The 9,211-nt window shown below is 38.2% G+C and carries 11 protein-coding genes; 9 read left to right on the top strand and 2 right to left on the bottom strand.

Features of this window, described 5'->3' with window-relative positions; genetic code table 11:
• The 7 genes from PAE54_RS11985 to PAE54_RS11955 all read left to right on the top strand — a co-directional run.
• Positions 1–644 (top strand): Abi family protein (locus tag PAE54_RS11985; protein ID WP_326519602.1); only part of this gene is annotated, 644 nt, incomplete at its 5' end.
• A complete protein-coding gene (locus tag PAE54_RS11980) occupies positions 635–1,117 on the top strand; it encodes a hypothetical protein (RefSeq protein ID WP_326519601.1) in 483 nt (160 codons plus the stop codon). The genes PAE54_RS11985 and PAE54_RS11980, both read left to right, overlap by 10 nt.
• 34 nt (positions 1,118–1,151) lie before the next feature.
• Positions 1,152–1,529 (top strand): IS630 transposase-related protein, encoded by a 378-nt coding sequence (locus PAE54_RS11975; protein ID WP_326519600.1) that lies wholly within the window; start codon positions 1,152–1,154, stop codon positions 1,527–1,529.
• Positions 1,526–2,074 (top strand): IS630 family transposase, encoded by a 549-nt coding sequence (locus PAE54_RS11970; RefSeq protein WP_326519603.1) that lies wholly within the window; start codon positions 1,526–1,528, stop codon positions 2,072–2,074. The genes PAE54_RS11975 and PAE54_RS11970 overlap by 4 nt, the downstream gene beginning before the upstream one ends.
• Positions 2,075–2,795: 721 nt before the next feature.
• Positions 2,796–3,128, top strand: coding sequence for a hypothetical protein (locus tag PAE54_RS11965; RefSeq protein WP_326519599.1), 333 nt, complete (start codon positions 2,796–2,798; stop codon positions 3,126–3,128).
• Between the two features lie 300 nt (positions 3,129–3,428).
• On the top strand, positions 3,429–3,995 hold the full coding sequence (locus tag PAE54_RS11960) for a recombinase family protein (RefSeq protein ID WP_004282172.1): 567 nt from the start codon (positions 3,429–3,431) through the stop codon (positions 3,993–3,995).
• 332 nt (positions 3,996–4,327) lie between these two features.
• Complete coding sequence (locus tag PAE54_RS11955) at positions 4,328–4,555, top strand: hypothetical protein (RefSeq protein ID WP_004812234.1); 228 nt, start codon at positions 4,328–4,330, stop codon at positions 4,553–4,555.
• A 260-nt stretch (positions 4,556–4,815) separates the two neighbouring features.
• Here the strand turns inward: PAE54_RS11955 and PAE54_RS11950 are convergent, their stop codons facing one another.
• Entirely contained in the window at positions 4,816–5,520 is a 705-nt protein-coding gene (locus PAE54_RS11950) for an IS6-like element IS1006 family transposase (RefSeq protein WP_071852299.1), read from the bottom strand.
• Positions 5,521–5,558: 38 nt separating this feature from the next.
• Between PAE54_RS11950 and PAE54_RS11945 the strand changes: the two genes are divergently transcribed.
• The gene (locus PAE54_RS11945; RefSeq protein ID WP_442784405.1) at positions 5,559–5,900 is read left to right on the top strand and encodes a recombinase family protein; all 342 of its coding nucleotides are present in this window, start codon (positions 5,559–5,561) and stop codon (positions 5,898–5,900) included.
• A 79-nt stretch (positions 5,901–5,979) separates the two neighbouring features.
• On the opposite strand, the gene cadR is transcribed toward PAE54_RS11945, so the two are convergent.
• Positions 5,980–6,471 (bottom strand): Cd(II)/Pb(II)-responsive transcriptional regulator, encoded by a 492-nt coding sequence (cadR, locus tag PAE54_RS11940; RefSeq protein ID WP_326519598.1) that lies wholly within the window; start codon positions 6,469–6,471, stop codon positions 5,980–5,982.
• Between the two features lie 94 nt (positions 6,472–6,565).
• Between cadR and PAE54_RS11935 the strand changes: the two genes are divergently transcribed.
• Complete coding sequence (locus PAE54_RS11935; protein ID WP_326519597.1) at positions 6,566–8,788, top strand: heavy metal translocating P-type ATPase; 2,223 nt, start codon at positions 6,566–6,568, stop codon at positions 8,786–8,788.
• Positions 8,789–9,211 lie beyond the last annotated feature (423 nt).

Genomic DNA, 9,211 nt, shown 5'->3' with positions numbered 1-9,211 from the left:
ATGGAAAGGATTCATATGCTGCACCTTTAGCTAAAACAGTCTTCAGCTTACCATTCGTGGTTATTTGCAACAGTGCCAAATATAATAATGCGCATTGGTTTATGGATATGAGTATTGTTAGCAATGATTTTAATCATCAAAAATTTTTTGAACAAATTGGAAAATCAAAAGAAACTTTTATTCAGCATTATTCTGATAAATATGATTCTCCTAAATATCCACCTTCATGGATGATTGTTGAGACGCTATCATTTGGGGCATGGTCCAGAGCTTACAGTGAACTTCTAACTGAAGATAAGAAAGATATAGCACGAGATTTCAATGTTCAAAAATCTGATGTAATGGAATCTTGGTTTCACACTCTTACACATTTAAGAAATCTATGTGCTCACCATAGTCGTATTTGGAATAGAAACTTTTATGTTTTTCCTCCCAAAACTTATGATGTAATCGAAAGTCATTTAACTAAAAAAAATACTATTTATAGCCGTTTAGCTGTATTGAGATATATTTCTAATAACGTATCTATTAGTAATGGAATGACTGAACGACTAATGAAACTCTTTGAGAGTTTACCTAAAAATGTAACCTTAGAGAAAATGGGATTTCCTGAAAATTGGAACTCAGATATCTTATGGCGCTAGATAAAGAGAAAGTAATGCATTTATTTAAAATTTTATTATTGATTTTATTAGTAGGATTAACAGAAACTTCATATGCTGAAGTAAGTGTTGATAATAAAAGGAAATTTGGTTCATATTTTAAGCCTGTTAAGGTACATAATCAGGCTGAATTTGATTATATACATTTGCTTCTAAGTTTTATGGGAGCTGAAAAAAGTATAAGGTTATTAGATGAAGCAAAATCTAAGGCCCAAAAAACAATAAAATTAAATGATTTATGTGCAAGTATAGGTTTTGCCTATGCTCACACTGACTTTATTGAACTAAATAAAGGATTTAGTAAGAATGTGCAGTATGATTCTCAAGAGGAAATAAGTGCTCGTGCAAATAGATTTGGATTAACTCCAGATAACTGTGCAATGGTTCGAGATTATATTCGCAAAAATCCAGCTGAATTTATTGAAGCGTATAGTATAGCTAATAACCAAATATGAGCTACAATTAAAGAAATCATTTCGTCCTGATCCTATGCCCAAAATTTATTCAGTTGATTTGCGTGAAAAAGTGATGCTTTTCTATAAAGAAACGCATCATAAATCTAAAACTTGCGAACTATTTAATATCGCTAGAACAACCTTGGATGATTGGATTCTACTTGAACAAAAGACTGGGCAATTGAAGCAACCCAAACCTCACAATGCAGGAAGGCCTTCTGTCATTAAAGATGTTCAAGCATTTAAAAAATTTGTGGAAACAACAAAATTTTCTCAGGCAAAGGATTTAGTTCCCTTATTTGAAAAGCAGTTTGGTTATCCTGTTGGCTATCACGTCATCCTGAAAGCATTACATAAGCTGGGCTGGACACATAAAAAAAGAGTTTTCTCTACAGACAAACCTGCAAAATAGAACGAGCCGTATTTCAGTGGTTCCTGCCACAATGGAAACAGCAATATGGTGAAGAGCATATTTTATATCTTGATGAATCAGGCATAAATAGCAATGAAACCGCTGAGTATGGTTGGTCTGAGAAAGGAAAACGTTGTTATGCATTGAAATCGGGTGGACATGGAACCAGACTGAGTATGATCAGTGCTGTTCGATCAAGTGCAGCTTTCAGATTCATTGCTCCATTGATCTTTCAGGGTTCATGTGATCGCAGCACTTTTACTGGGTGGCTTGAATATTTGCTGAAGAGCTTACCTAAAGATAAAAATGGTCAGCATCAAAAGCACTTACTGATTTTAGATAACGCTTCGATTCACAAAGGTAAAGAAATTGATGAATTGGCTCTCCAATACAATGCTAGGCTCATGTATTTGCCGGCTTATAGTCCAGATCTAAACCCAATTGAAAAAGCATGGTCTGTGCTCAAAAGAAAAGTTAGAGATATTGTCAGCCAACAAGACAAATCGATTCGAGAAGCCTTAGATATGGGATTTAAGTTAATGTAGCTTATAATTTTTAATTGGCTATAAGTAATTTTGGAAATAAAAAAGCCCGATATCCAATCGGGCTTTTTCGTGTTTGGTGCTGGCTAGAGCTGTCGGCACTGCACTGTCGCAAATAGAAATTTAAGTCGATGATGTCCTATTTAAAGAGGAAAGATGAGTAATAATGAGAAAACACAACATATAGTGGTTTTTATTAAAGACAACCACAAGACGACAAAAATTGACGCAGTCCACATACAACAAGTCTGTAGAGTTTGACTTTATATGCCTCTTAATGCTCATAAGAAGCTCGTATTCGGTTTTTTGGTACTATAGGTATGAGATTTGCCTTTTTGCTACTAAACGAGCTTAGAACGCAAATAAGCGCGTTCTGGAGCAAATATAACTTGACACTATACTTTTCCAGTGTATTATATACATTGCTGAATTATCTTTTTGAAGACGCAAAAAAGCCATGACATAGAATGCCACAGCTAATTTGACAAAACTTAGAGCTAACTAAGCAAACTTAATTTGGTGGATAAAAGTAGTCAATATGGAAAGCGAACTCCTACATAAGCTGACCGACTTCTTAAATCTAGGTGATAATTGTACAGCCGTTCTGGAGTTCTCACAACTAAAAAAGTGTAACAACGGTTCGTCTGAGTAATGAATAACCAAGAATATGAAGGGACTACTCCACTGTTTTTTCTAAATTGACAAAACTATGGAGATAACTCTTATGTCAACAAGTGTAACTGCTTATTCTTATAAGCTTCCTGAACTTAATTCGTACGCTGCTGAAATCTTGGCAAAGTTACTAAGCGGAGCACATATTACTAATGCTGAAATGATGGAATATTTGGATTGTCCACATGCAGCAGCAGTAATGAGTAAAATCAGAGTGAAGTATGATTGGCAACCATATCTGAAGCAGAAATCTCAAACTGCAGTATCAGGTGTTGGTAAAGCAACATACGAATTTGTGTATTGGTTTGATCCAGTAGACATCATGATCTTGAAAGCTAATGATCTTCGGATTCAGAAGTTTATAGATCACCATCTAAAATCATAAAATAGCCTGGCTTTAATAGAGGGGGTATCTTTCGGGATACCTTTTTCTATTGCATAAACAAAAATAAGAAGAACGATTTATGAATAGCCACTGACTCTTTAGACACCATTTTAAATTGATTGTGAAAGTACCTTCTTACTAATTCCGTTATATTAGATCATACCCTAAAGTTACAATCTGAAAGTTCATGAAATTATGTATCATTTAAATGATTTTTAATCATAAATAACATGTAACTTTAGTATTAAAGATTTATAATTTACGAAATTGTTCATTTTTATCCAATTGGGGCGTGAAAAATTGAAAGGCCAAAAAGTAGGGTATATCCGGGTAAGTTCTGTCGAGCAAAACACTGGACGTCAACTTGAGGGAATTGAAGTCGACCGGATTTTTGTTGACCGTGCTTCAGGTAAAAATACTGACCGACCTAAATTTCAGGAAATGTTGAACTATGTCCGGGAAGGGGACAGGGTGATTGTACATTCCATGGATCGTTTTGCGCGAAGCCTGAAAGATTTGGTCACTGAAGTAGATAAACTGGTCAAACGAGGGATTGCCATCCAGTTTGTAAAAGAAAATATTACTTTTACGGCCGAATCCACCCCGATGGATAATTTGATGCTGCAATTGATGGGTGCTTTTGCACAGTTCGAACGTGAGATAATTTTAGAGCGGCAAAAGGAAGGAATAAAACTCGCCTCTGCTCAGGGGAAGTACAAAGGTCGGGTGCATAAACTAAAGCCTGACCAAGCTGAAGCTTTACGACAAGCATGGAGGGAAGGGAAGTATCCATCAAAAATGGCATTAGGAAAAGCTTTTGGGATTAGTCGTCAGGCGGTATACCGATATTTACAAGTTAGTGAATAGCTTATTGGGATTGGCAACTAAATTTAGTTTAACTTATAAAAATCATGAAACATTGTTCGAATTTTAAGCGTGGAACATAAATAATCAATAAAAAGCCGCTCTGGTACCCTATGCCCCACAACGGCTTGATCTAATATACTGAAATTTAATGATAAATATTAAGTATTTCGTATAAGGTGTATTATGTTATTTTTAGAAAAACTTAACTTAAATAGATAAATCTAATATATTATCTTTCTCACAATTTCATAAATATCAATTATCTAATAAGCTTTAAATCCTCTTGCTAAGTCTGTATGCTGTTTTATCAGAAAGATACTATAGAGGGTAATATGCATAGTTTTTCTGTAAAAGAATTGGATCAGTTGATTGAAAATGATCTAAAGGAAAAGAAAAAATCTAGTAAGTTATTGATTGGATATAAACTATTTAATGATCTAATGAATGACCCTAAATTTTATGCAGAAGTGACAGATTCAGCCCTGAGTGCCACAAAACGAAAATATAAGAACCTCAAGATCAAGATTACGACGGATAAATATCAACTTCATTTTGAATAAAACATAAAAAAGAGAGCTAGCAGCTCTCTTTTTTATGATAGAAGTGTACTCACTAGTACACTTCTATCATATCCATTTTACATAATGGTCATTATGAATAGTTATTACAATTTCATTAATTATCATATAGATATATTTTTTTGACTTCGTATAAGGTGTATTATGTTTATTTTAGAAAAACTAATTGATTCTTGAAAGTAAACAGGCTGGCACTGTTGCAAATAGAGATTTGAGTCGATGATGTTTCCTTTAAAAAGTACTTAGAGACCGAAAACCCTGTTGATTAGACACACTTCACCCTGAGGCTGACCATAATAAAATGACGATGCTTGTCCTTTACGTAGTGCACGCATGACTTCAATACCTTTAATTGTGGCATAAGCAGTCTTCATAGATTTGAATCCTAATGTGGCCCTGATGATCCGCTTTAGCTTGCCATGATCACATTCAATCACGTTATTTTTATACTTAATCTGCCTGTGCTCAAGGTCTGGTGGACATTTACCTTCCCGTTTTAACCGTGATAAAGCACGTCCATATGTGGGTGCTTTATCCGTGTTGATCACTTGTGGAATTTGCCACTTCTTCACATTATTTAAAATTTTTCCAAGAAAACAATATGCTGATTTGGTATTACGTCTAGAAGAAAGATAAAAATCAATGGTATCGCCACGTTGATCGACTGCACGATACAGATAAGACCATCGTCCATTCACTTTTACATAGGTTTCATCAATATGCCACGAGCTCAGATCTGTAGGATTACGCCAATACCAGCGTAACCGTTTTTCCATTTCTGGAGCATAACGCTGAACCCAACGATAAATTGTACTGTGATCCACATTTATGCCTCGTTCAGCGAGCATTTCTTGAAGTTCACGATAGCTGATGCCATATTTACAATACCAACGAACAGCCCAAAGAATGATTTCACCTTGAAAGTGCCGACCGTGGAAGGGATTCATCTGCTGTATCTCGAAATAAATAAGATATTTAGCTTATCATGTCAGCCTATTTGCAACAGTGCCGGATTGCTATCCAATTTGTAAAAGAAAATATTACTTTTACTGCTCAATCCACCCCGATGGATAATTTGATGCTGCAACTGATGGGTGCTTTTGCACAGTTCGAACGTGAAATCATTCTGGAGCGGCAAAAGGAAGGAATAAAACTAGCCTCTGCTCAAGGGAAGTACAAAGGTCGGGTACATAAATTGAAACCTGACCAGGCTGAAGCTTTGCGACAAGAATGGAAGGAAGGGAAGTACCCTTCAAAAATGGCATTAGGCCAGGCATTTGGTATCAGCCGGCAGGCTGTATATCGGTATTTAAAACGAATAGAATAACCATTTAAATTGTTTACTAGATCAGTGGCTATTCCAAGGAATCAAAAATAACAATTGCTCAATCACAGCTTTGTTCCGATTATTGAGAAGATTTTTTACGGTATTTAGCATCAATACCATGTGAACCATGTGAACCATGTACATGGCACTCATCTGTCCAGGATTCCGGATCTTGTTTTGATGCAGCTGATATCTCTGACAAGATTCCACACTGACTGGCTTTCTGAGATTCACAGCAGGTTTCACGGAGGACTTTGAGTTGTTGCTCAAGAATTTTTAGCTCTTTAATACGCGTAGCGACGTGGTTGATATGCTCATCCAGCAAAATATTGACTTGATCACAGAATTCATTAGGTAAATCCTTGAACTTTAATAGCATCCTTATTTCATCCAAGGTCATATCTAAACCGCGACAGTACCGAATAAAGGCTAAACGTTCAACGTGGGTATTACTATAGACACGGTAGTTGCTGTCTGTACGGATTGTTTTAGGCAATAACCCTTTACGTTCATAATACCGGATCGTTTCTACCTGTGTATTTGTGGCTTTAGCTAATTCACCAATTTTCACATTCCCACCTTCAAGATATTGATCTCTTTCAATTGTAGATACTTGACACTGTAGTGGCTACAGGGTTTTTAATGTATCTGACAAGGAGAATATTATGAACTCTACTGGCGAAAAAAAATCTAATACTACAGGCTGCTATAGTTGTGGCAGCAATGATTCAATATCTTTAGATGAGGTTAAACCATCACCTGATTCTACAGCTAGCACATCCCATAGATTCCGGATCGCCAACATGGATTGTGCATCGGAAGAATCTGAAATCAGGCATGCACTGAAAAACATTGAAGGGATTCATAACCTGCAATTTAATCTTGGAGAACGAGAGTTAGCGATTGCCGCTGATTCTGAAGTGTTACCCGTGGTTCTCTCGGAAATACGAAAAGCCGGTTTTAAGCCTGAAGCTATTCATATCGATAACGAAATTTCAGGAGAAACCCATCATCCTGCCCAGAATTTCTGGACGACATGGGGTAAATTGTTTACTGCTTTAGTTCTAGCGTTGTGTGCTGAAGCATTAGCTTTTATGTTGCCAGAAAGTTTGGCTGTTAAGGTTGTTGGTATGACCTTAGCTGTTTTAGCCATCGGATTGTCAGGTTTTTCAGTCTACGGTAAAGGTTTATCTGCGCTTCGTCAGGGGCGTTTAAACATCAATGCGCTGATGACGGTCGCTATTACAGGGGCATTTCTGATTGGGCAATGGCCGGAAGCAGCAATGGTGATGGCTTTGTTCGCTATTGCAGAGGTCATTGAGGCACGGGCAGTAGATCGTGCTCGGAATGCGATTAAAAGTCTGCTGTCTCTTGCTCCAGAACAAGCAGAAATATTACAGCCTGATGGTACATGGCTGAGTACACCAGTGAAGGCTGTAGCAGTCGGGGCTATTGCTCGAATCCGTCCAGGAGAACGTATTCCGTTCGATGGTAGCATTATTGCTGGACACAGTGCAGTTGACCAGTCATCGGTCACAGGCGAAAGCCTGCCTATAGATAAAACTCCAGGTGATGAAGTGTATGCAGGTACGATTAATCAAACGGCTAGTCTGGAAATACAGGTCACTGCACCCGCTTCTGACAGTACATTAACCCGTATTATTCATGCGGTTGAGCAAGCACAGACTTCTCGGGCTCCGACGCAGAGATTTGTCGATCGTTTTGCAGCTATTTATACCCCAGCAGTATTTGTCCTCGCCATTCTTGTGTTTCTGTCGATGCCTTTGTTCACAGATATGAATTGGATGCAGTCACTCTACAAGGCACTGGTATTATTGGTGATCGCCTGTCCGTGTGCATTGGTCATCTCCACACCCGTGACCGTGGTGAGTGGTTTAGCAGCAGGAGCACGTCGAGGGATTTTAATTAAAGGTGGTGTGTACATTGAGGACGCACGCAAGATTAAGGTTGTGGCTTTAGATAAAACTGGAACCATCACTGAAGGAAAGCCAAAACTAGTCGCCTTCGAGCAATTGGATTTGAATACCCCACAAGCAGAAATAGAACGCCTTGCCAAAAGTCTGGCAGCGAGATCGGATCACCCTGTATCCAAAGCAATCGCAGAAGGACTGACGGCAGAGGTGCGCGAGGTGAATGAGTTTCATGCTGTTGCTGGTCGTGGTGTTCAGGGTGTAATTGAGGATCATCCTTATGTGTTGGCTAACCATCGCTGGATCGAAGAACGTGGACAATGCTCTGCTGAACTTGAAGCACGTCTCAAGATTCATGAGGAAGCAGGTCGTACAGTTACAATTATTGCGAATGCGCATCGGGTGATCGCATTGTGTGCTGTCGCTGACACAATCAAGCCTTCATCAGCCCAAGCCGTGAGTGAACTGAAATCATTGGGAATTACACCGGTGATGTTGAGTGGTGATAACGTTGCGACAGCACGAACAGTCGCAGCAGAGGCGGGCATTACGGAAGTCAAAGGTAATCTATTGCCCGAAGATAAATTGCAAGCGATTGCTGAATTACAACAGCGATTTGGCGTGACCGCAATGACAGGTGATGGTATTAATGATGCGCCCGCCTTGGCTAAGGCGGATATTGGCTTTGCAATGGGTGGTGCAGGAACGCATATCGCAATGGAGGCCGCGGATGTGGTAGTCATGAATGACGATCTACGTCGCTTGCCTGAAACAATCCGTCTCTCAAAACGCACCCATACTATATTGTGGCAAAACATTACACTTGCACTAGGCATCAAACTTGTATTTTTGTTGTTAGCTATTTTTGGTAATGCCTCTATGTGGATGGCGGTATTTGCTGATATGGGGGCGAGTTTACTGGTGATTGGCAATGGGTTAAGACTGTTACGTCGATAAACTGGAATTCTTAACTTTTTGAAAGTATTTCTATTGAATGTTCGAGCGATTTTAGATGGATTTAGATAATATTTTTCTAGCTAGCTTCGGGATCGCTCTTATATTTTCTGATAGCACTTTTATTAATAAATTTTCTGAATTAGTAGACCATCCCACCAAAGTTGTGTCTTGAGCTTATAAATTATAAAGAAAATATTACATTCACTGCTCAATCGACCCCGATGGATAATTTGATGCCGCAACTAGCGGATAACGCTGGCTTCATTCAGTATCGAAAAAATTTAGGTTAATCCAATATCAAGAACGTAAATTTCTCATCTATCCATTTGTTGTTGTTGTTATGTTATGTTATTCCTAAGTAGAAATGTCCTACCTTAAAACCAAATAGAAATGTCCTATACCGACATTTCCAAGTCAAGCACA

The organism is Acinetobacter minutum (assembly GCF_035916735.1).
In the GTDB taxonomy this organism is placed as follows: Bacteria; Pseudomonadota; Gammaproteobacteria; order Pseudomonadales; family Moraxellaceae; genus Acinetobacter.
This window is presented reverse-complemented; position numbering and strand designations above follow the sequence as displayed.